The sequence below is a fragment of the Salinigranum sp. genome (assembly GCF_041641895.1).
Lineage (GTDB): Archaea > Halobacteriota > Halobacteria > Halobacteriales > Haloferacaceae > Salinigranum.
This window is the reverse complement of record NZ_JBEPXO010000028.1, coordinates 20,266-40,360: the sequence shown is the minus strand read 5'-3', so window position 1 is coordinate 40,360 and position 20,095 is coordinate 20,266. Positions and strand designations below refer to the sequence as shown.

The following is a 20,095-nucleotide window of genomic DNA, read 5'->3' as shown; positions in this document are numbered from 1 at the left end:
TTGCTGGAGTCAAGGTTACCACGAATCATTATAAAGGTACTGTTGATAAACTCTTCGCCGACGTCGTCGCGCACGACCGCCACCCGGAGTTCCGGACGAGGAGTCTGGCGACGGCGTCCGACGCACGGACCGTCGGCGTGTGGCACCACCACGCACACGCCGCCTCGTTGCTCGCCGAACACGGCCGGGACCGGGCAATCGTCGTCGCCGCGGACGGGACAGGCTACGGCCCCGACGGTGTCGTCCGGGGTGGCGAAGTCCTCGACAGTCGGCTGGCCGACAGCGAGCGCGTCGGCGGCGTCTCGGAGTTCCGTCTCCCCGGCGGGGAGCGAGCGGTCGAGCAACCGGCGCGGATTCTGGCTGCCCTCCTCGACGACGACGAGCGGGTCATCGACCTGCTCGTCGACCGCGGCGTCGTCGCCGACCGGACGGCCGCGTCGACGGTCTGTCGGCAGGCAGAACGCGGGGTGAACAGCCCGGTGACGACGAGTGCCGGCCGCCTCCTCGACGCCGCGAGCGCGCTGCTGGGTCTCTGTCCCGACCGGTCGTATCGAGGCCAACCGCCGCAGCGCCTGGAGTCGGCCGCCGTTGGGGGGACACCCCGCCCCGCCGACCCGCCCATCGACCGCACCGGTGGGGAGCCGACGCTCCGGGCCGACCGCACGGTGGAACGACTCGCGGCGCTGTCGGACCGGCACACCGTCCCCGACGTCGCCGCCACCGCGCAGGCGCTGGTCGCGGACGGTCTCGGTCGAATCGCCGTAGACGCCGCACGACGCCGGGGCGTGAGCGCAGTCGGGTTCACCGGGGGCGTCGCGTACAACCCGGCCATCTCGGCGCGAATCCGAACCACCGTCACCGACGCCGGGCTGACCTTCCTGGGTCACTCGGCAGTCCCCCCCCGGCGACGCCGGCCTCTCGTACGGACAGGCGGTGGCGGCCAGCGCCCGCGTCGACGAGGGGTGACCTGCAGACGGGGCAGCGTCCACCGTTCGAGACGTGTCGAGCGTCGGCCAAACCGACAGACGCGGTACTGGACGCGACGGCCGAGCGCGACCCGACGGTATCACGCTGAGTGGTACTACTGTACGGTGAGTGACGCTGGAAAACGGGCCGAGTGGCGGCGTGTAAAGGGGGGTGCCTCTGAACGCGACTCCCTCTTGTTACGTATCACACATGAATCTTTCGACCCGTTTACACGTTGTGTCGTCGGAGAGTGAACGCGAACGGCACGTCGCACGCGCTCGGTGCTGGTCCGCAGCGTAGAACGTTCTCGAGACGGCTGTCTGTTCCGACGGTGCGAGCGCGAGTCACGTTCACATCGCTTCCGACCGTCGCCCGCGCTCGGCCGGACACGTCTCCGTCGACGGATTCGACCGGCTCGGGGGCGGGACCCGAGTCAGAAATCGCGGCCGGCGGGGGCGGCGGGCAGGTCGTGCGGTTCGACCGGGAGGCCGAGGTCTTCGAGCGCGGTTTCGAGGTGGTCGGAGCCGATGTAGTCCGCACCGGCGGCGACGCGGGCGGCCTGTGCCCGGGCGAGCACCTCGGCCCGTCGGTCGTCGGGAATCACGTACTTGTCCGCGGCGAGTTCGACGACGAGGCCGTTGTGGTCGTGAGTGTAGAGCGAGTGGAAGGCGCCGCGGTCGTACTCGCTCACGCGGTGGCCGGCCGCTTCGAGGCGAGCGCGAATCTCGGGGAGTTCCGCGGGTTCGATGCGGAACGCGAGGTGGTGGACGGCCCCGACGCCGGGATCTTGACGCTTGACCGACTCCCGGGAGTCGTCGACGAAGAACGTGACGAGGCGCCCGTCACCGGCGTCGAAGAAGAGGTGTTCTACCCCCGCACGGTCGAGGTTGGGCTGGCGGACGACCAGCCTGAGGCCGAGGACGTCGCGGTAGAAGGCGACGGTGTCGTCGGCGTTGCTCCCGACGAGGGTGACGTGGTCCCACCCGGCGGCGTGGACGAGGCTGTCGGGTCGGTCGGTGGAGACGTCGTGGTCTGGCACGGATACGGGTAGGGGAGCGGCGGTAATGTACTCTCGGCGACGTCGGTGTCAGCCGGTGACGTCGGGGTTACCGGCCGACGCTCGCTCCCGACGGCGAACCGCCGAGAGACCGAGGTCCAGTGTCTCCTCGACACGGCGACGGCGCGACACCGGCAGCTACCCGGGGCATCAGAAGAGACGACGCCGTCACCCGTGGCGGGCACCGATGCTGGCGCATTCGACGGCAGGGACGGGAGAGTCGGAGACGCTCAGTTCCGGAGGTAGCCTTCGAGTTCCTCGACGAAGCTCCGCAGGGGGACGTCCGCCTCGTCGTCGAGCGAGAGACCGAGACGACGTTCCTCGTCGACACAGAGGTCGATGAGCGTGACGTTCTCGAGGCCGTAGACGGTGAACTCGTGACGGCCCGTCTTTCCCGAGGTCAGTTCGCCGTTCGACCCGGACGCCGTCCACAGTCGGACGATGGGCGACTCCTTGCTGTTCGTCGGTTCGTCCTCGAAGAAGTGAACGCTCGCGGCGTTGCCGTCGTACGCTGCGACCGCCTTCGTGACCGACGGGTAGGCCGTCTCGAGGTGACCGACGAGGCCGCCGTGCGGGAACTCCTCGCGGGCGACCACCTCGACGTCGATGGCGTTCCGACCGTGTGCGAGGCGGTCGAGGGCGACACGTCCCGCCTCTGTGAGGTCGTAGAGCCGGCCCTTCTGTTGGGACTCCGGGACCAGGAGTTCGACCACCTCGCGGTCTCGGAGTTCCGAGAGCGCCCGAGAGACGTGTGGTTGTGCGAGGTCGGTCTCCGTCGATATCTCGGACGGAAGCCCTGGCCCGTGGTCTGAGAGATACTCACAGACAGCAAGCCGATAGCGGGAACTGGCCACGTATCCGGCCGAGTCCCATGTGTTGCTCATGCTTGACGTCCCCTCCGTGCTTCATTTCTCGGCTAGACGGTATATTATTTTTGTGTTCACCGAGGCAGTAAATTCCGTGACGAGACACCGTCCGGCGAGGGTGACCGGGGCCGTCGACTCCGGTGGACGAACCGGTTCGGCCGCTCACGGCAGTCGTGCACGTCCGGTGAGAATCGAGGGACGCGAGAGTAGTCAACGGTATACTTATTTTTATCCCGACAGGAGGGGAGGGTATGGACCGACGCTCTGTTCTCGCCGCGACGGCGACACTGCTCGCCGGGTGCGGCCAACTGCCCTCCACCGACACGTCGACGCCGACGTCGGAACCGGGAACGGCGACACAGTCATCCTCGCCGACGGAGACGGAGACGCCAACCGAGGCGGCCACCGAGGCGGAGACGCCGACCGAGACGGCCACCGAAACGGAGACGCCGACCGAGACAGCCACCGAAACGGAGACGCCTGAACTGAGCGAGCGCGAGGAGCGTGCAGCGCAGGAACTCGGCCGAGCGGTCACCGAACTCTCACAGACCGTCGCGACGTACACCGGGGACGCGGACGACTCACTCGTCACCGTCTCGGCGGCGAGTCGAGGGTTCTCGCGGACGGCCGTCCTCGCCGAACTGTCCGACGTCGACGACCACATCGAAGACGCCCGGGGGCTGGTGAGCGAGCGCCAGCGGCCACGGCTCGATGCCGTCGAGACGGCCAGGCGGTTCCTCGGCCTGAGCACCGACACACAACCCCGCCTCATCGCGGCGTTCGCGGCGGTCGGGCGCGCCCGGGACGCCGTCGCAGACCAGCGGGAGTCGGACCTCGAAACCGCGACCCAAGACGTCCGTGAGGAGCGCGAGGACGCCGAGAGACCGTTCGGACGTATCGAGTCAGAGACGGACGCGGCGCGTGTCGCGGTCGTCCCCGAAATTCCCGAGAGCGAGTACGAGGCAAAAGTCGCTCAATTCGGCGCGGAGGTGGACGGATTCGGCACGCTCGCCGACTTCCTCGACCGGTTCCTCACGGCCGTCGACGACCTCAACGACGCCGAACGGTTCGACGACGGTGGCCGCGAACGACGCGCCCGCGAGGAGGGTCAGGCGGCCGCCGACGAGTTCGACGCGCTCTCGTCGGAGCTACAGACGTTCGCCGACGGACTCTCCGAGGCCGGGGCCTCGCTGGAGGAGCCCGCGACCGACCTTGCGGACCTCGCGGCGGAGAAGGCGGCCGACGCACGCGAAATCGTCGAGGACAACTCGTAGTCGCCCCACCTCGGCGAGTTCTGCCGCCCCCCGATGGCATCGACGTCACCGGGTGGCGTCTGAGGTAACCCGGTAACACTGATGTCCGGGAAGTGATATATTTGTCCGTCGTCTACGGAACTGTACGATGTACGATTTCGACGTACGTGAGGTCGATAGTATATGAACGTCGATGTGATACTCCAGGCGTCCCCGCTGTTCAGGTCGCCCGGTGCGGAGGTCGTGTTCCTTCTCGCACGCGTCCTGTTCGGGGCCGTCATCGCCTTCACCGGGCTGAACCACTTCCTGAGCGCCGAGACGATGTCCGGGTACGCGGGCGCGAAGGGGGTTCCGCTTCCACACCTCGCTGTCCCGTTCACCGGCGGCATGCTCGTCTTCGGTGGTCTCGGCCTGCTCCTGGGTGCCTTCCCGACGCTCGCCGCGGGTGCCATCGCCGTCTTCCTGCTCGTCACGACGCCGCTGATGCACGACTTCTGGGCAGTTCCGGAGGAGCAACAGATGACCGAGACGACCCAGTTCCTGAAGAACGTGGCCCTCCTGGGCACGGCGCTCGGGTTCCTCGTCGTCAGCCAGACGCCGTGGCCCCTCGCCGTCGGCGTCGGCCTGTGACCAACGTTTTGACCCCCCGATTCGTACCGCACACATGTCCGAGACGCTCCTGACGACCGGTCGACAGCAGTCGCCGAGCGGCGAGCATCGCCCCAGTCGAGGGGGTGGCGACTGATGGAGGGCCGACCCGAGGAGTTCGGGTCGCCGTATCGGCTGGTGTCGGCGGCAGTCGTCCCCCGGCCGATCGCCTGGGTCTCCTCGCGTGGTCCACGCGGTGAGAACCTCGCCCCGTTCAGTTTCTTCAACGTCGCCGCCATCGACCCGCCCATCCTGATGGTCGCTCCGGTCGGTGTCGGCGACGACCAGAAGGACACACCGGAGAACGTCCTCGAGACGGAGGCGTTCGTCGTCAACGTCGTCACCGCTGACCTCGTAGAGGCGATGAACGAGACGGCGGCCACGCTCGACGCCGGCGAGAGCGAGTTCGAGCGCGCGGGCGTCACCGCCGTCGAAGCTACTGTCGTCGACGCACCGCGTGTCGAAGAGGCCCACGTGGCGATGGAGTGTACGCTGTCCGAGTCGATGGAGATGGGCGGATCGACGCTCCTGTTCGGCGAAGTCGTCCACGCCCACGTCGACGACGATCTGCTCGTGGACGGACACAAACTTGACGTGACGAAACTCGACGCGGTCGGCCGTCTCGCCGGTGGGTACTACGCCTCGACGACGGACCGCTACCACCTCGAACGCCCGCCCTGACCCGGGGTCACTCTCCCTCGACGATGGCGGCGATGCGGTCGAGCGCCCGCCGGCAGACCGGGACGTACCCCGCTGCGAGCAGCGGCACCTCGAACGCGACCCGGCACTGGTCGTCGACGCCGACCGACTCGACGCGGTGACCGGTCGCCGGTACGCGCGCGACGGTCCAGGTCCACCGCTTCTCTGCCCCGTCGACGTACGAGTCCACCTCGAACGGTACCCAGACTCCCACACCGGCGACGCGAACGCGGCCGGTCGTCCCCGTTTCGATGTACCGGGTGGGTGCGTCGACGGCGGCGACGCTCGGCCCCCAGTCACGCCACCGGGTGGTGTCGGTGAGGAGGTCCCAGACACGGGCCTCGGAGGCGTCGACGACCCGCGAAACCACGACACTGCGCCGCCCCGCCCGTCGTTCGACGCCGACCGCGTGCGAATATATATTCCTAGGCATGACACGTACTCCTAATATGGTATCCGGGAAAGGGTTAATACGCATCCCTCCTTCCGACTGTCAATGACATACAGAGACACGCGGAGCATGAAAGACGTCAGCCACACACCACCCGAAGGAGACTCCGTCACGAACGTCTGGCAACGAGGCCGGGCCACGCAGGAGACGGGCGAGACACCCGCACCGGCCGAGGACTGACCCACGCGTTCTCGCCGTTCTCTCGCGCCGACCAGCGGCCGCACCGACCGACAGTTCCGGGACGTTTAACCCCGAGTCACGCGCCCCCACGTGTATGTCGATGAAAGCCACCGCCAAGGCCCACCCCATCCAGGGGCTCGTGAAGTACCACGGGATGCGCGACCCGGACCTTCGCCTCCCGTACCACGACAGCATCAGCGTCTGCACGGCCCCGTCGCACACACGGACGACCGTGGCGTTCGAATCCGAACGCGAGGCGGACGTCTACCGCGTCGACGGCGAGACGGTCGAGGGCCGGGGGGCAGAACGGATCGAACACGTGGTCGACCACGTGCGTGACCTCGCCGACTTCGACCACCGGGTCCGTGTCGAGTCGGAGAACTCCTTCCCCTCGAACGTCGGGTTCGGTTCGTCCTCCTCGGGGTTCGCCGCGCTGGCGATGGCCGCGTGCGAGGCTGCCGGCCTGGAGATGACCCGTCCCGAAATCTCGACCGTGGCCCGCCGTGGGTCCTCCTCCGCGGCCCGCGCCGTCACGGGCGCGTTCTCGCACCTCTACACCGGTCTGAACGACGACGACTGTCGCTCCGAGCGGATCGAGTCGGATCTCGAATCGGAGCTCAGAGTCGTCACGGGACTCGTCCCCGCGTACAAGGAGACCGAACAGGCCCACGAGGAGGCGGCCGACTCGCACATGTTCCAGGCCCGGATGGCACACATCCACGGCCAGATTGCGGAGATGCGCGACGGCCTCCGCGCGGGTGAGTTCGACCGCGTCTTCGAGCTCGCCGAGCACGACTCGCTCTCGCTGGCGGCGACGACCATGACCGGCCCGGCGGGGTGGGTGTACTGGCAACCGCGCACCATCGCCATCTTCAACGCGGTCCGCGAGCTTCGAGGCGAGGGCGTCCCGGTCTACTTCTCGACAGACACGGGCGCGTCGGTGTACGTCAACACCACCGAGGCGTACGTCGACGACGTCGAGGCGGCGGTGGCCGACTGCGGAGTCGACACCGACGTGTGGGAGGTGGGCGGCCCGGCGCGCGTGCTGGAGGAGTCGGAGGCGCTGTTCTGACACGGGCGGCGGGTCGCAGGGCCGGCGCGCGTGCTGGAGGAGTCGGAGGCGCTGTTCTGACACGGGCGGCGGGTCGCAGGGGGGGCGGACGTGACCGTCAGCGGCCGACCGTGGGCGACCCACGCCCGCCGAGTCCGGCGAGCCAGCCGCCGATGCGCCCGCCGACGGCGCCCGCGAGTGCGGCGAGGCCGAAGCCGACGACGGCGACGAGGACCAGCATCCCGGCCGTGAAGACGACGCCAGCCGCCACGAACCACGACGGGCCAGCCAGCGCAGAGGCGGCACGGAGGACGTCGACCAGCACCCAGGCGACGGACAGACCGCCGACGAGTCCGGTCCGGACGCCGACGCCGGCACTCTCGCCCGTCCGTCGCTTCGACAGGTAGCCGGCGAGCACGCCGGCGAGGAGCACCGGCGAGAGCGACAGCTCGGAGCCCGACTGCCAGTACGCGACGGTCGTGAGTGGGAGGGAGGCGAGACCGGGGAGGAGCGCGTACGTCCACCTGTCGTCCAGGCGGCCGTGGAGGGAACCGATTCGGGTCACGGCCGAACGTACCAGCGGGCCGATGTTAACGCTGCTGGAGGAGCGGGGCGAATCCCGACGCCGCCATCGTGAAACGCTCTTTGCCTTCGCGTCCCTCTCTCCGCGTATGCGCATCGCCGTCCTCGGCGCGGGCTACGCCGGCGTGACCGTCGCCCGCCGTCTCGACGCCAGTCTCCCGTCCGACGTCGAACTCGTCGTCGTCGACGAACGCCCGACGCATCTGGTCCAGCACGAACTCCACCGACTCGTCCGGTATCCCGACCTCGAAGACGTCGTGCAGGTCCCCCTCGACGACCTGTTCGACCGCGCCGAGGTCCGGACGGCCCGGGTCGAGTCAGTCGACCAAGAGAACCGTCGCGTCCACCTCTCCGACGGCACACTCGACTACGACTACTGCGCGGTCTGTCTCGGGGCGGAGACCGCGTTCTACGACCTGCCCGGACTCGAAGAGTACGCCACCCCGCTCAAGCGCGTCGAGGACGCCCGCGCCATCCGCGAGTCGTTCCTCGAGACCTGCCGTCGCGGCGGTACCGCTGTCGTCGGCGGCGCGGGACTCTCGGGCGTACAGGTCGCGGGCGAACTCGCCGCACTGCGAGACGAGGAGGGCGCCCCCGACGTCGACGTGGTGTTGCTCGAGCAGTTCGACGCCGTCGCGCCGTCGTTCCCCGAGAACTTCCAGCGCGCCGTGCGTGACGAACTCGACGCACAGGGCGTCGACGTCAGGACGGGGACGACCGTCGAGCGGGCGACTCCCGACGCCGTCGAGACTGACGGCGGGCCCATCGAGTACGAGACGCTGGTGTGGACGGGCGGCATCCGCGGCCCGGCGGCGCTCGGCGGCGAGCGTCCGCCGGTCCGGAGCGACCTGCGACTCGACGCCCGGACGTTCGTCGTCGGCGACGCGGGCCGCGTCGTCGACGCCGACGGGGAGGCCGTCCCCGCCTCCGCGTCCGCCGCACTCCGCGAGGCCCGGACGGTCGCCGACAACCTCCGGACGCTCGTCGACCACGACCGGGACGCCGGTCCCGACGAGTTCAGGCCCCGACTCCAGCAGTACCGGTTCGAGGTGCCGGGGTGGATCGTCTCGGTCGGAGAGGGGACCGTCGCGCAGGTCGGACCCACGGTGTTCAGGGGGACGGCCGCGCGGGCGATGAAGGCGACTGTCGGCGCGGGCCACCTCTCGAGCGTCGGCGCGCTCCGGCAGGCGACCGAACTCGTCGAGGCCGAACTCGGCAGGCCCGCCGTGGACGACGCGGCGCTCGACGAGGTCGAAGAGGCGCTGCAGATTCCGGTCGACGGCGACGTCCCCGACCCGGCCGACGTCGTCGACAGTCTCGACGGGGTCGGCTCCGACCCCGCTCCGGACGGGAGGGCACACCGGAAAGGCACCGGCGACGCCGCCGAAGCCATCGAGATAGAGATTCCCGTCGAGGACGAGGCGGCCGACGACGTGGGCGACGAGGGCGACGAGGGCGACGCGAGCGACGCCGGGGCCGACCTCCCGGGCGAAGGCGAGGACAGCGCGGAGTAGCCGCCGACGCGTTCCGTCGGGGCGGCGTCACGTTCCCGAGTCCGACGCCGAGTTGGATTCGTCCGTCGCCCCCCGTGCGGCCGCGACGACGGCGCGGACGCGCGCCTCGTCGACCGGGTTCGTCGTCTCGCCGTCGACTTTGAGCGCAGTGCCGACGACGACGCCGTCGGCGTGGGCGAGGCAGTCCCCGACCGTCTCGGCGGTGACGCCGCTCCCGACGAACAGCGGCGCGTCGTGGCGCGCACACGCCTCCGCGGCACGGACGAGTCGGTCCTCGTCGACGGCGTGTCCGGTCCCCCGCCCGGAGACGACCACCGCGTCGGCGAGACCGCGCGTCACCACGTCGTCGACCGACTCGACGAGCGACCGGCGTTCCCCGAGCGCGGCGGAGTGTTTGACGTCGACGTCGGCGAGGACGGCGACGTCGGCGTCGAGGCGTGAGCGGAGCCGAATCGTCTCGTGGGCGCGCCCCTCGACGACGCCCTGGTCGGTCACTCGAGCGCCCGCGTGGACGTTGACCCTGACGAACGACGCGCCGGTCGCACTCGCGACCGAGAGGGCGGCCGCGGCGTCGTTCCGGAGGACGTTCACCCCGACGGGGCAGTCGACGGCGTCGGCGACGCGGCCGACGACGTCCGTCATCGACGCGACGACGTGGGCGGGGACCGAGTCGGGGTAGAACGGGACGTCGCCGAAGTTCTCGACCACGACGGCGTCACAGCCACCGGCTGCGAGCGTCCGGGCGTCGGAGACTGCCCGCGAGCGAATCCGGTCTCGGCCGGCCTCCGCGTCGTAGCCGGGGGCGCCCGGGAGCGGCGGGAGGTGGACCATTCCGACGACTGTCGGCGGCGCTCGCGTCGAGAACGTCATACCGGAGCCACCGGGGCGAGCGACAAAGCCCGTTCGGTCCCGACGAGGCGAGGTGACACCCCGGACGGCAGCCGAGAGAGTCCGGCACGCGCTCGGACAGCGAGCGGCCGAGAGCGGGGAATGAGTGGTCGGGAACTCTGCCGGGTTCCGGTAAAAACGTGCTCATGGGCGGATTCGTCTTCGTCGACCACGAGCGCGCCCGCGCGCTCGTGGTCGAACCCGAGATGATGCTCCTGGACGAACCCTCCATCGGGCTAGAGCCGAAATACATCGACGACGTCTTCGAGCGCATCGATCAGTTGAACGACCTCGGCACCACCATGCTCCTCGTCGAGCAGAACGCCGAGAAAGGGCTGTCCGTCGCCGACAAGGGCTTCGTCCTCGCCTCCGGTGAGATAAAGTTCACCGGAACCGGCACCGAGTTGCTCGAGGACGAGGAAATCGGGCGCCTCTACCTCGGCGGGTAGGAGAAAGCCTCTTTCTCCCTCACTCCTCCGTCTCCAGCGTGCCCAGTTACGTCGGCGTCGACGGCTGTTCGGGCGGGTGGCTCGCGGTCGACTACGACCCCGACACGGAGCGCGTCGACCACGGACTGTACGAGACGTTCGCGGCCGTCGCCGACGACCACGCCGGGGCCGACCGCCTGCTGGTCGACATGCCCATTGGTCTGCCGGAGACGGGCCGGCGGCGGTGTGACGAGGCCGCCCGCGAACGTCTCGGGTCGCGCGCGTCGACGGTCTTCTTCGCGCCCTGCCGGGCGGTCCTCGACGCGTCGGACCACGAGACGGCCTCGGCGCTGAACCGCGAGCACACGGGGCACGGACTCTCCATCCAGGCGTGGCACCTCGTCCCGAGGATACGCGAGGTGGACGACGTCCTCCGTGCCTCGGCCGAAGCGCGGGCGACGGTGGCGGAGGCGCACCCCGAACTCTGTTTCGCCGCGTTCGGCGAGGGACCGGTCGCGGAGCCGAAGGCGACGCCGGCGGGGCGTCGTGAGCGACTCGACCGACTGGCCCCGCTGCTCTCCGACGCGGACGGAGTGTACGAGTCGTGTCTCGAGGCGTACCTTCGGAGGGAGGTGAAGCGCGACGACGTACTCGACGCGGCGGTCCTCGCGCTCTCGGCGTCCCGCCCGCTGACCCGCGTGCCCGCCGTCGCGGACGAGGAGGTGCCCAGAGACGCGGAGGGGCTGCCGATGGAGATTCGTTGTCCGGAGATTGGACTTTCCGACAACAATTCCGACGGCTAGTTGGGCGATATAACAGTATATACGATATATACATTACACAATTCGGTGAACAGAAGACTTTTACGTACTACCACCTGAGTACCAGTTGGCGCGAACGACATCCCACCCTGCCATGTGTGTCTCAGTACCAGCCACCTCGTCGCGCCACCGTAGTCCCGAATGAGTACGGGGGCGACATCACCCTGCCACCTTCGCCCTCTTCTCGCGAAACTCACTAATCCGTAGACTCCTCAGAGCCAGCATGTACACTGGTCAGACGGAACAGCCGTGCTGTCTCTGCGGTGCCGAGGAGACGGTCGCACGGCTCGACCTTCCGCCCCGGACGGTGACGCTGATGCGGAACGCCGACCCCATCGCGTGGCGGGACATCGTCGGCGAAGTCTCCATCCACTTCTGTGAGAGCGACTGGGACCTCGTCAGGGAACTCGTCCTCGACGTGGGGATGCTCCCTCTCTCGCGGTGCAACGTCGCACACGCCTCGATGTCGTTCCGCGAGGACTTCGAGGCGCTGTTGAACGCGACGCGCGAGGAACCCGACCAGACCGAACTGGAGGCCCGGGCGCTCGAACGGAGCCGGGAGGTCATCGCCGCTCCCGACGCCGAACCCGTGGCGGCCGTCCAGGCGCGCGTCGTCGTCTACGCGCTACAGGAACTGGGTGTCGCCGACGGCGACGGAATCCCGTCGTCGGAGCACGCGTAGAAATTTTCACGACGAGCGAGCGAACATTTATCACCCCCATCGGAGTACCCGGAGACATGTCGCTCGGGGGAATCATCGACCGTGTCGAACGGCGCGAGCGGCGGGTGACGCTCGTCTCGCCGCCGTCGCGGGCCGTCGTGAGCGCCGTGCGGCGGACGTTCGGTCCACAGGGGGTGAGCGTCGACGTCGAGGAGGGGGCCGACCGCCCCTCGGCGCTCGTCCGCGACGGCGGCGACGTGGTCAGAGTGGTTCCACTCGGCGACGAGCGGTCGTTCGAGTCCGCGGCCGAGGCGTTGACGAACGCCCTGGCGACGCTGGACCGGACGACGTTCGTCTCTTACGACCTGCGCGGGATGGTCGAGACGACCCGCGAGATAGAGGACCGTGCGTGGCGCGTCGGCCGCGGGCGACTCCGTTCGGGGTTCCAGCGGGTCGACGCCCTGCGAGAGCAGGCGGCTGTCTACTCGCAACTGGCGACGGTACTCGACGTCCACGCGTACGCCGTCCCCGGTGGTCGGCCACCGGAGATGGGTGAGGTGGTCGTCCACCTCGAACCGACGCCCGAGATCGAGCGTTCGTGGTTCGTCGTCTACGACGGCGGCGGGCGGGCGGAACACAAGTGCGCGCTGGTCGCCGAGGAACGCGGGGAACGGCAGTTCTCGGGCTTTCTGACCTACGCGCCCGACATCGTCGACGAGGTCGATGACTACATCGCGGCGACCTACTGACGTCCCGCGGCGTCGCCCTGTTCGGCCCGTCGGCGCCGCGGAGAGACGAGGTCCCCGCACCGGGGGCGGCGAGGAGGGGCCTCACCAGCGGACGCGGAACCCCGACGCCCCCTTCGGCTCGGAGTACTCGACCTCCACCTTTTCGACTCGCGCCGCTGGACTCCCCGTCTCGCACCACTCGACCATCTCCTCCACGTCCGACCGGGGGCCCTCGAAGACGGCCTCGACCCGGCCGTCGTCGAGGTTCCGGACCCACCCTTCGACGTCGTAGTCGCGGACAGCCTCGCGGGTGTTCGCGCGGTAGGCGACGCCCTGGACACGACCAGAGACGTAGACGTGCGCGTGAACCCGGTCGTCGTCTCCGTCGCGTTCGTTCATACCTTACGTCCGTATGTGAGTAGTAAAAAATCTCCCGTCGACTCGTGCAGAGAGCCTCGCACGGACGGTTTCTCGTCCGGATGAGGGACGCCGGCCGCGGGTAGGCAGTCGTGGACGGCGACCGACAGTATAAGGACGGTCCCCTCGTGTGGTGCGGATATGGAGCTCTTCGGCACCGCAGGGATTCGGGGCGACACGACACAACGAGTGACGCCCGAGTTGGCGCTCGCCGTCGGACGCGCCGCGGGCCTCGCTGCGGTCGAGGCCGAGGACGCCGAGTTCGTGGTCGGTCGGGACGGCCGGACGACGGGCGAGGCGCTCGCGTCGGCCGTGGAGGCGGGCCTGCTGTCGGCCGGCGCGACGGTGCGCCGTGCGGGCGTCCTCCCCACGCCGGCGCTGGCGTTCGCCTCGCGCGGACGGCGCGGGGTGATGCTCACGGCGAGCCACAATCCGCCCACGGACAACGGCCTGAAACTGTTCGTCGACGGCGTCGAGTACGACCGCGGGCAGGAGGAGACCGTCGAGCGGCGCGTCGACGACGACGCCCCGCCCGTCCCGTGGGACCGCTGGGGGTCGACGGAGGCGGTGACGCCCCTCTCCCGCTACCGGCGGGCGGTCGCCTCGTACGCCCGTGGCGTCGGGGCCAACCTCGACGGCCTCTCCGTGGCAGTCGACTGCGGCAACGGCGTCGGCGCGCTGGCGACGCCGCAGGTGCTCGAAACGCTCGGGGCGCACGTCGTCGGCCTCAACGACAACGTCGACGGGCACTTCCCCGGTCGGGAGTCGAAGCCGACGCCGGAGTCGCTCGTGGACTTCCGCGCGTTCGTCGCCGACGGCGACTTCGACCTGGGTCTGGCCCACGACGGCGACGCCGACCGACTGGTCGTGCTCGACGCGGCCGGAGAGGTGGTCCACGAGGACACGGTCCTCGCGATGTACGCGGCGGCGTACGTCCGGTCGGCGTCCGTCGACGACCCTGTGGTCGTGACGACGCCCAACGCCTCCGCCCGCATCGACGAACGGGTGATCGCCCTCGGCGGGCGGGTCGAGCGTGTCCGCCTCGGCGCGCTCCACGAGGGCATCGCTGCGGCGCGGAACGCGGGCGGCGACGTCGTCTTCGCCGCCGAACCGTGGAAGCACATCCACCCCGGCTTCGGCGGGTGGATCGACGGCGTCTGCTCGGCGGCGGTCGTCGCCCGTCTCGTCGCCGGACACGACGGACTCGAAGGCCTCCGCGAACCCATTACCGAGCGCCCCTACCGGAAAGTGTCCGTCCCCTGCCCGGACGACCGGAAGCGCTCGGCGATGGCGACGCTGGAGACGTCGCTCCCGGCGGCGTTCCCCGAGTGCACGGTGGACACCGAACACGGCGTCAGGCTGGAGTTCCCCGACGCCTCGTGGCTCCTCGTCCGCCCCTCGGGGACGGAACCGTACGTCAGAGTCTACGCCGAGAGCGACGACGTGGACGCGCTGGCCGCGGAGGCACAGTCGATCGTCGAGTCGGCCGTCGCGGACGCCTGACTCCGCGAACGAGAACGACCGAGTCACCAGTGGAACGACGGCTTTATTGACGAGACGACACCTCGTTTCTCGCATGAGACGCGAAGACATAGATAGACGTACGTTCATCAAGGGAACCGGCGTCGTCGGCCTCGCGGGCCTCGCAGGCTGTTCGGGTGGGCCGACGGGTGGGTCGTCCGACGGCTCGTCCGGTGGGTCCGAAGACACCGCGACCGAGACGTCGTCGGGTGAGTCCGGCGAGTCGACCGAGTCGACCGAGTCCGACGGGATGGAGGAGACGGAGACCGAGTCGACCGAGTCCTCGGACCCGGTCAACGTCGGGATGGTGTACGCCACCGGTGGGTTGGGTGACGGGTCGTTCAACGACCAGGCTCAGCAGGGCGCGTTCCAGGCGCGCGACGAGTTCGACGTCCAGATCGGCGAGGCGCAGCCGGAAGAGGTCGCGCAGTTCAGCACCTTCCAGCAGCAGTTCGCCCAGTCGACGGACCCGACGTACGAACTCGTCTGCTGTATCGGCTTCCTCCAGACGGACGCGCTGAGTCAGACCGCACAGGACTTCCCCGACCAGAACTTCATGCTCGTCGACTCGGTGGTCGAACAGCCGAACGTCGCCAACTACGTCTTCGCCGAACACGAGGGGTCGTACCTCGTCGGGCAGATGGCGGGCCTGCTCACGACGCAGGAGTTCTCCGCCGGCGAGGGGTCGACTGCGAGCGACTCGACGACCGTCGGCTTCGTCGGCGGCGTCGAGTCGGACCTCATCCGGAAGTTCGAGGCCGGCTACACTGCCGGCGTGAAGGCCGCCGACGAGAACGTCGAGGTCCTCACGAACTACACCGGGAGCTTCAACGACCCCGCCGCGGGGAAGGAGGCCGCACTCGCGATGTACAACTCCGGCGCGGACATCGTCTACCACGCCTCGGGCAACACCGGGACGGGCGTCTTCCAGGCCGCCCAGGAGCAGGGCAAGTTCGCCATCGGCGTCGACCGGGACCAGTCGGTGACCAAGGAGTCGTTCGCGAACGTCATCCTCGCCAGCATGGTCAAGCGCGTCGACACCGCCGTCTTCGACGCCATCGAGTCCGTCGTCGACGACAGCTTCCAGGGTGGCAACGTCGTCACCCTCGGCCTGGAGGAGGACGGGGTCGCCGCCGTCTACGGCCAGCAACTCGGGAGCGAAATCCCACAGGAGGTCAAGGACGCCGTCTCGACCTCGCGCGAGTCCATCATCGCCGGCGACATCTCGGTCCCGACCGACCCCGGTAACGTCTGAGACCGAGCGGGCCGTCCGGCGAATCGGTTCGTAGGGGAGGTGACTGGGAGCGGACTCCGACCACCGTTGACGACCTCCCAGGGTCGGGCCGCACGCCCGCCGTCGACCTGTCACTGCAATCACGAACCAGGGACGAATCCTCGGCTTTAAACGACTCCTGTCCGAGAACAGAGCCAATGGCTCCGGCCGTCCACCTCGACGGCATCACGAAACGCTTCCCCGGCGTGGTGGCCAACGACGACGTCACGCTCCGGGTCGAACAGGGCTCCGTCCACGCCCTCCTGGGCGAGAACGGCGCCGGGAAGACGACGCTGATGAACGTCCTCTACGGGCTGTACCAGCCCACCGAGGGCCGGGTCGTCCTGAACGGCGAGGAACGGGACTTCGACTCGCCGCGGGATGCCATCGACGCCGGCGTCGGGATGATTCACCAGCACTTCATGCTGGTCGACCCGATGACCGTCGCCGAGAACATCACGCTCGGGAACGAGCCCCGCAAGTGGGGGGGCCTCGCCGTCGACCGCGAGCGAGCACGGCAGGAGGTCGTGGAACTGTCAGAGCGGTTCGGCTTCGACGTCGACCCCGACGCACGCATCGAGGACGTCTCGGTCGGCGTCCAGCAGCGCGTCGAGATTCTGAAGGCGCTCTACCGGGGTGCGGACATCCTCATTCTCGACGAACCGACCGCCGTCCTCACGCCACAGGAGGTCGAGGAACTGTTCACGGTCTTCGACGAACTCACCGCCCAGGGCAAGACTATCATCTTCATCAGCCACAAGCTGAGCGAGGCCATGCACGCGGCGGACGAGATTACGGTCCTCCGGGACGGAGAGAACGTCGGGACCGTCACAGCCGACGAGACCACCCGGGAAGAACTCGCGGAGTTGATGGTCGGCCGGGAGGTCCTCCTAGAGGTCGAGAAGCGGCCGTCGACCGTCGGCGACCCGACGCTCGGAGTCGACGGAGTCGTCGCCGAGGACGAACGCGGCGTCCGCGCCGTCGACGACGTCTCCTTCGAGGTCCGGGCGGGAGAAGTGTTCGGCGTCGCCGGCGTCGACGGCAACGGCCAGTCCGAACTCGTCGAGGCCATCACCGGCCTCCGCGACCCCGCGTCGGGGCGAATCACCTTCGACGGGACGGACATCACCGAGCGGTCGCGGCGCGAGCGCATCGACCGTGGGATGGCGTACGTCCCGGAGGACCGTCAGGAGCGAGGGCTCGTGATGGACTTCGACCTCGTCGGGAACGGGATGCTGGGGAGCCAGCACCGCGAACCGTTCGCATCGGGAGGACGACTCGACTGGGCCACGGCGCGGGGACACGCCGAATCGGTCATCGACGAGTACGACGTCCGCCCGCCGGCTCCCGACGCGACGGCCGAGTCTCTCTCGGGCGGGAACCAGCAGAAGTTCATCGTCGGCCGGGAGTTCGAACGGAACCCGAAACTCGTCGTCGCCGCCCACCCGACCAGAGGGGTCGACGTCGGCTCCATCGAGTTCATCCACGAACGCCTCCTGGACCTCCGCGACGAGGGCGTCGCCGTCCTGTTGATCTCGTCGAAACTCGAGGAGGTGCAGGGCCTCTCGGACCGGCTCGCCGTGATGCACGACGGCCAGTTCATGGCGACGGTCGACCCCGAGGCGGTCACCGAGGAGGAGATCGGCCTCCTGATGGGCGGGGAGTACCCCGACGGGTGGGACGGCTCCCGGGCGACGGCGTCCGAGACGAGCGCGGACGCGGGCGTCAGAGCCGACGGGGACGGGACGGGTGGTGGTGACCGGTGAGTGCCCGCGACCGGGCGCGCGAGGCGCTGGAGCGTCTCGTCGACGCCTCGACGGCGGAGCGAGCGCTCATCTCCGTCGCCTCGCTCGTCCTGGCGATGCTCGTCGGGACCGTGCTCATCCTCGTCTCGGGGCGGATGACGACCTGTGCGCCCAGCGACGCGGCGTACTACTTCGGGGTCGGCTTCTGCTACGACCCGCTCACCGTCTACGACCGGCTGTTCCTCGGGGCGCTCGGCGACCCGCTCCGTCAGGGGTGGTCCCCACTCAACAGCCAACTCGCCGTGACACTCCGCGAAACGACCGTCCTCGTCTTCACGGGGCTGTCGGTGGCCATCGCCTTCCGGGCCGGCATCTTCAACATCGGGACGCAGGGGCAACTCGTCGTCGGCGCGCTCGCGACCGGACTGGGCGTGCTGTGGGCGTCCCCCCTCGTCTCGGGCGTCGTCGGCACCGTCCTCCTCATCCCGCTCGGTCTGGCCATCGGCGCGACGTTCGGCGCGCTCTACGGCGCCATCCCGGGCGTCCTGAAGGCGTACGCCGACGCGAACGAGGTCATCACGACCATCATGCTCAACCTCATCGCGACGGGGGTGACGCTGTACCTCGTCTCGGACGTGTTCAAAGACCCCAACAGCCAGGCGAACCAGACGGTGCCGCTGCCCGACTACGCGACGTTCCCCTCGATACTGTTCGGCGGGTCGACCGACTTCTCGCTCGTCGCGCTGCTCCTCGGCGTGGCCGCGCTCGTCGCCCTCGCGTACCTCATCGAGCGGACGACGTTCGGCTACGACGTGCGCACGTCTGGCCTCCAGCCCGAGGCCGCAGAGTACGGTGGCGTCGACTCGAAGCGGACCATCGTCGCGAGCATGATGCTCTCGGGGGCGCTGGGCGGAGTCGGCGGCGCGATGTACGTGTTGATGATCCTCGGGAAGTTCCAGACCGGGGTTCCCGCGTACGGGTTCGACGGCATCACCGTCTCCATCCTCGCGGGGAACAACCCGCTCGGCGTGGGGCTGGCCGCCCTGCTGTTCGGCGTGCTGAAGAGCGGGACCACCGTGGTACAGTTCGCGACGGACGTTCCGCCGCAACTGGTGGGCGTGCTCCGCGGGCTCATCATCCTCTTCGTGGCGATGCCGGAGTTCTTCCGCCTCATCGGCAAGCGCGTCGGCTCCGCCGGCGAACGCGGGTCGAAGCCGGCGGCGACGGACGGCGGCGTCGGGTCGGGAGGTGTCGACGATGAGTGAGACGACCGTCTCACAGGTCCGCGACCTGCCCACGCGGGCGGTGGCCACCGTCGTGACGCTCGCCGCCCTCGTCCTCGTCGTGGCCGCCGGCTTCGTCGCTCCCGACTCCATTGCCGGGACGTTGGTCGACATCCTCGCCCGCGAGGGGACCCTCGCGTCCGCGCTCCGGCTCTCGGTCCCCATCGCGCTGGCCGCGCTCGGCGGCATCTTCTCCGAGAAGTCCGGCGTCATCAACATCGGCCTGGAGGGACTGCTCATCATCTCGGCGTTCGCCGCCATCTACGTCGCGGACGTCACGGGCGGGGTCTGGGTTGGGTTCGCCGGCGGCGTCGTCGCGAGCGTCCTCCTCTCGCTGCTCTTCGCCGTCGTCGTCATCGAGTTCCGCGCCGACCAGATCATCGCCGGCCTCGCGGTGTGGCTCATCGCACTCGGCCTCGCACCGTTCGCATCGCAGGTCATCTACGGCCGCCCCAACTCCCCGAGCGTCTCGACGCCCGAAACCGTCACCGTCCCGGTGCTGTCGGAACTGTCGGTGCTCGGGCCGTTCCGGGCGCTGTTCGACGCCTCCCCGACGGTCTACCTGATGTTCCTCGCGGTGGGTGTCTCGTGGTACGTCCTCAACCGGACCCGCTTCGGACGGTGGGTCCGCGCCTCCGGCGAGAACCCGAAGGCGCTCGACACCGCCGGGGTGAGCGTCTCCAGAGTGCGGTACGCCGCGGTGCTCCTGTCGGGCCTCCTCGCCGGCATGGGCGGCGCCGCCCTCTCGCTCGACCTCGGGCAGTTCACGGGTAACGGGCCGACGATGGTCAACGGAAAGGGGTTCATCGCCATCGTCGCCTACCTGTTCGGCAACTACAACCCAGTGGGTGCGTTCCTCTCGACCCTGCTCTTCGCGGGGCTGGACGCGATGCAGACCGCCCTGCAACTGCAGAACATCGGCGTCCCGAACCAACTGGTGCGCGTCATCCCGTTCGTGATGGTCATCGTCGTCCTCGCGCTGGTCGGACGGACGCGGATTCCAGAGGCGGCCGGCGAACATTACGAGTCGGGCGACGACAGCCGGTGAGCGCTCCCCGTCCGG

The 20,095-nt window shown here is 69.2% G+C and carries 20 protein-coding genes and 2 pseudogenes; 16 read left to right on the top strand and 6 right to left on the bottom strand.

Going from position 1 to position 20,095, the window contains the following annotated elements; translation table 11 throughout:
* Positions 1 to 1,220 (top strand): annotated as a pseudogene (locus ACESK5_RS08100) (hypothetical protein); the annotation flags it as partial.
* Between the two features lie 179 nt (positions 1,221 to 1,399).
* Here ACESK5_RS08100 and ACESK5_RS08095 read toward each other — a convergent pair.
* Positions 1,400 to 2,005 (bottom strand): VOC family protein, encoded by a 606-nt coding sequence (locus ACESK5_RS08095; protein WP_372911049.1) that lies wholly within the window; start codon positions 2,003 to 2,005, stop codon positions 1,400 to 1,402.
* A 248-nt stretch (positions 2,006 to 2,253) separates the two neighbouring features.
* On the bottom strand, positions 2,254 to 2,907 hold the full coding sequence (locus ACESK5_RS08090) for an ArsR family transcriptional regulator (protein WP_372911048.1): 654 nt from the start codon (positions 2,905 to 2,907) through the stop codon (positions 2,254 to 2,256).
* A 233-nt stretch (positions 2,908 to 3,140) separates the two neighbouring features.
* On the opposite strand from ACESK5_RS08090, the gene ACESK5_RS08085 reads away from it, so the two are divergent.
* The 3 genes from ACESK5_RS08085 (at position 3,141) to ACESK5_RS08075 (ending at position 5,471) form a co-directional block, all read left to right on the top strand.
* The gene (locus tag ACESK5_RS08085; protein ID WP_372911047.1) at positions 3,141 to 4,163 is read left to right on the top strand and encodes a hypothetical protein; all 1,023 of its coding nucleotides are present in this window, start codon (positions 3,141 to 3,143) and stop codon (positions 4,161 to 4,163) included.
* Positions 4,164 to 4,325: 162 nt separating this feature from the next.
* Positions 4,326 to 4,772 carry a DoxX family protein gene (locus tag ACESK5_RS08080; RefSeq protein WP_372911046.1) on the top strand — a complete coding sequence of 149 codons (447 nt, stop codon included), beginning with the start codon at positions 4,326 to 4,328 and terminating at the stop codon, positions 4,770 to 4,772.
* Between the two features lie 114 nt (positions 4,773 to 4,886).
* On the top strand, positions 4,887 to 5,471 hold the full coding sequence (locus tag ACESK5_RS08075) for a flavin reductase family protein (RefSeq protein WP_372911045.1): 585 nt from the start codon (positions 4,887 to 4,889) through the stop codon (positions 5,469 to 5,471).
* Positions 5,472 to 5,478: 7 nt separating this feature from the next.
* On the opposite strand, the gene ACESK5_RS08070 is transcribed toward ACESK5_RS08075, so the two are convergent.
* The gene (locus ACESK5_RS08070; protein WP_372911044.1) at positions 5,479 to 5,922 is read right to left on the bottom strand and encodes an SRPBCC family protein; all 444 of its coding nucleotides are present in this window, start codon (positions 5,920 to 5,922) and stop codon (positions 5,479 to 5,481) included.
* Between the two features lie 63 nt (positions 5,923 to 5,985).
* On the opposite strand from ACESK5_RS08070, the gene ACESK5_RS08065 reads away from it, so the two are divergent.
* Both ACESK5_RS08065 and mvaD read left to right on the top strand, forming a co-directional pair.
* Positions 5,986 to 6,120, top strand: coding sequence for a hypothetical protein (locus ACESK5_RS08065; protein ID WP_372911043.1), 135 nt, complete (start codon positions 5,986 to 5,988; stop codon positions 6,118 to 6,120).
* Between the two features lie 100 nt (positions 6,121 to 6,220).
* Entirely contained in the window at positions 6,221 to 7,192 is a 972-nt protein-coding gene (mvaD, locus tag ACESK5_RS08060) for a phosphomevalonate decarboxylase MvaD (protein ID WP_372911050.1), read from the top strand.
* Positions 7,193 to 7,289: 97 nt separating this feature from the next.
* Here mvaD and ACESK5_RS08055 read toward each other — a convergent pair whose 3' ends face one another.
* Positions 7,290 to 7,736, bottom strand: a complete 447-nt coding sequence (locus tag ACESK5_RS08055) for a DUF5518 domain-containing protein (RefSeq protein WP_372911042.1) — start codon at positions 7,734 to 7,736, stop codon at positions 7,290 to 7,292.
* Positions 7,737 to 7,842: 106 nt separating this feature from the next.
* Between ACESK5_RS08055 and ACESK5_RS08050 the strand changes: the two are divergent.
* A pseudogene (locus ACESK5_RS08050) lies at positions 7,843 to 8,967 on the top strand (NAD(P)/FAD-dependent oxidoreductase); the annotation flags it as partial.
* A 327-nt stretch (positions 8,968 to 9,294) separates the two neighbouring features.
* Here the strand turns inward: ACESK5_RS08050 and ACESK5_RS08045 are convergent.
* Positions 9,295 to 10,137 carry a BtpA/SgcQ family protein gene (locus ACESK5_RS08045; RefSeq protein WP_372911041.1) on the bottom strand — a complete coding sequence of 281 codons (843 nt, stop codon included), beginning with the start codon at positions 10,135 to 10,137 and terminating at the stop codon, positions 9,295 to 9,297.
* A 164-nt stretch (positions 10,138 to 10,301) separates the two neighbouring features.
* Here ACESK5_RS08045 and ACESK5_RS08040 point away from each other — a divergent pair, with 164 nt between their 5' ends.
* From ACESK5_RS08040 to ACESK5_RS08025, 4 genes are all read left to right on the top strand, one after another.
* A complete protein-coding gene (locus ACESK5_RS08040) occupies positions 10,302 to 10,604 on the top strand; it encodes a hypothetical protein (protein WP_372911040.1) in 303 nt (100 codons plus the stop codon).
* A 38-nt stretch (positions 10,605 to 10,642) separates the two neighbouring features.
* A complete protein-coding gene (locus tag ACESK5_RS08035) occupies positions 10,643 to 11,386 on the top strand; it encodes a DUF429 domain-containing protein (protein WP_372911039.1) in 744 nt (247 codons plus the stop codon).
* 241 nt (positions 11,387 to 11,627) lie between these two features.
* Positions 11,628 to 12,086 carry a hypothetical protein gene (locus ACESK5_RS08030; RefSeq protein ID WP_372911038.1) on the top strand — a complete coding sequence of 153 codons (459 nt, stop codon included), beginning with the start codon at positions 11,628 to 11,630 and terminating at the stop codon, positions 12,084 to 12,086.
* A gap of 56 nt (positions 12,087 to 12,142) precedes the next feature.
* Positions 12,143 to 12,814 (top strand): DICT sensory domain-containing protein, encoded by a 672-nt coding sequence (locus tag ACESK5_RS08025; protein ID WP_372911037.1) that lies wholly within the window; start codon positions 12,143 to 12,145, stop codon positions 12,812 to 12,814.
* An 81-nt stretch (positions 12,815 to 12,895) separates the two neighbouring features.
* On the opposite strand, the gene ACESK5_RS08020 is transcribed toward ACESK5_RS08025, so the two are convergent.
* Positions 12,896 to 13,192 carry an acylphosphatase gene (locus ACESK5_RS08020; RefSeq protein ID WP_372911036.1) on the bottom strand — a complete coding sequence of 99 codons (297 nt, stop codon included), beginning with the start codon at positions 13,190 to 13,192 and terminating at the stop codon, positions 12,896 to 12,898.
* Positions 13,193 to 13,351: 159 nt separating this feature from the next.
* On the opposite strand from ACESK5_RS08020, the gene ACESK5_RS08015 reads away from it, so the two are divergent.
* The 5 genes from ACESK5_RS08015 to ACESK5_RS07995 all read left to right on the top strand — a co-directional run bounded on the left by ACESK5_RS08015 (position 13,352) and on the right by ACESK5_RS07995 (position 20,080).
* Positions 13,352 to 14,713, top strand: a complete 1,362-nt coding sequence (locus tag ACESK5_RS08015; RefSeq protein WP_372911035.1) for a phosphomannomutase — start codon at positions 13,352 to 13,354, stop codon at positions 14,711 to 14,713.
* 73 nt (positions 14,714 to 14,786) lie between these two features.
* On the top strand, positions 14,787 to 15,986 hold the full coding sequence (locus ACESK5_RS08010) for a BMP family protein (RefSeq protein WP_372911034.1): 1,200 nt from the start codon (positions 14,787 to 14,789) through the stop codon (positions 15,984 to 15,986).
* Between the two features lie 176 nt (positions 15,987 to 16,162).
* Positions 16,163 to 17,770: an ABC transporter ATP-binding protein gene (locus tag ACESK5_RS08005; RefSeq protein ID WP_372911033.1), complete on the top strand. Its 1,608-nt coding sequence runs from the start codon at positions 16,163 to 16,165 to the stop codon at positions 17,768 to 17,770.
* Positions 17,767 to 19,014: an ABC transporter permease gene (locus ACESK5_RS08000; protein WP_372911032.1), complete on the top strand. Its 1,248-nt coding sequence runs from the start codon at positions 17,767 to 17,769 to the stop codon at positions 19,012 to 19,014. Before ACESK5_RS08005 ends, ACESK5_RS08000 begins: the two co-directional genes overlap by 4 nt.
* Positions 19,007 to 20,080 carry an ABC transporter permease gene (locus ACESK5_RS07995; protein WP_372911031.1) on the top strand — a complete coding sequence of 358 codons (1,074 nt, stop codon included), beginning with the start codon at positions 19,007 to 19,009 and terminating at the stop codon, positions 20,078 to 20,080. Before ACESK5_RS08000 ends, ACESK5_RS07995 begins: the two co-directional genes overlap by 8 nt.
* The last annotated feature ends 15 nt before the right edge of the window (positions 20,081 to 20,095 follow it).

Excerpts from the sequence above, each read along its gene's own strand:
- ACESK5_RS08030 (WP_372911038.1), top strand. The coding sequence starts at position 11,628 with ATGTACACTGGTCAGACGGAACAGCCGTGCTGTCTCTGCGGTGCCGAG.
- ACESK5_RS08065 (WP_372911043.1), top strand. The coding sequence starts at position 5,986 with ATGACATACAGAGACACGCGGAGCATGAAAGACGTCAGCCACACACCA.
- ACESK5_RS08005 (WP_372911033.1), top strand. The coding sequence starts at position 16,163 with ATGGCTCCGGCCGTCCACCTCGACGGCATCACGAAACGCTTCCCCGGC.
- ACESK5_RS08025 (WP_372911037.1), top strand. The coding sequence starts at position 12,143 with ATGTCGCTCGGGGGAATCATCGACCGTGTCGAACGGCGCGAGCGGCGG.
- ACESK5_RS08070 (WP_372911044.1), bottom strand. The coding sequence starts at position 5,922 with ATGCCTAGGAATATATATTCGCACGCGGTCGGCGTCGAACGACGGGCG.
- ACESK5_RS08085 (WP_372911047.1), top strand. The coding sequence starts at position 3,141 with ATGGACCGACGCTCTGTTCTCGCCGCGACGGCGACACTGCTCGCCGGG.
- ACESK5_RS08075 (WP_372911045.1), top strand. The coding sequence starts at position 4,887 with ATGGAGGGCCGACCCGAGGAGTTCGGGTCGCCGTATCGGCTGGTGTCG.
- ACESK5_RS08080 (WP_372911046.1), top strand. The coding sequence starts at position 4,326 with ATGAACGTCGATGTGATACTCCAGGCGTCCCCGCTGTTCAGGTCGCCC.
- ACESK5_RS08045 (WP_372911041.1), bottom strand. The coding sequence starts at position 10,137 with ATGACGTTCTCGACGCGAGCGCCGCCGACAGTCGTCGGAATGGTCCAC.
- ACESK5_RS08020 (WP_372911036.1), bottom strand. The coding sequence starts at position 13,192 with ATGAACGAACGCGACGGAGACGACGACCGGGTTCACGCGCACGTCTAC.
- ACESK5_RS08040 (WP_372911040.1), top strand. The coding sequence starts at position 10,302 with ATGGGCGGATTCGTCTTCGTCGACCACGAGCGCGCCCGCGCGCTCGTG.
- mvaD (WP_372911050.1), top strand. The coding sequence starts at position 6,221 with ATGAAAGCCACCGCCAAGGCCCACCCCATCCAGGGGCTCGTGAAGTAC.
- ACESK5_RS08090 (WP_372911048.1), bottom strand. The coding sequence starts at position 2,907 with ATGAGCAACACATGGGACTCGGCCGGATACGTGGCCAGTTCCCGCTAT.
- ACESK5_RS08015 (WP_372911035.1), top strand. The coding sequence starts at position 13,352 with ATGGAGCTCTTCGGCACCGCAGGGATTCGGGGCGACACGACACAACGA.
- ACESK5_RS08010 (WP_372911034.1), top strand. The coding sequence starts at position 14,787 with ATGAGACGCGAAGACATAGATAGACGTACGTTCATCAAGGGAACCGGC.
- ACESK5_RS07995 (WP_372911031.1), top strand. The coding sequence starts at position 19,007 with ATGAGTGAGACGACCGTCTCACAGGTCCGCGACCTGCCCACGCGGGCG.